Source organism: Citrobacter sp. Awk 2 (assembly GCF_028069815.1).
Lineage (GTDB): Bacteria > Pseudomonadota > Gammaproteobacteria > Enterobacterales > Enterobacteriaceae > Citrobacter.
Map to the genome: position 1 here is coordinate 1 of NZ_JANEWL010000301.1, position 200 is coordinate 200.

Sequence of the window (200 nt, forward strand, 5' to 3'; positions counted from 1 at the left end):
CGCCGTAAACGGCTCCGTTGTCTCACTACGTTCGACCCGAACCTGCTGCAGGTTCGAATCTTTCATATCGCAGATAGCAAAAAGGCGCCTTTAGGGCGCCTTTTTACATTGGTGGGTCGTGCAGGATGACTCGCTTCGCTCGCCCTTCGGGCCGTCGCCGTAAACGGCTCCGTTGTCTCACTACGTTCGACCCGAACCTG

At 57.0% G+C, this 200-nt stretch carries 1 other RNA gene; it reads right to left on the reverse strand.

The features are described 5' to 3' along the window. Positions 1–109: 109 nt before the first annotated feature. Positions 110–200: non-coding RNA, RtT sRNA (locus NNO02_RS23745), on the reverse strand; the annotation flags it as partial.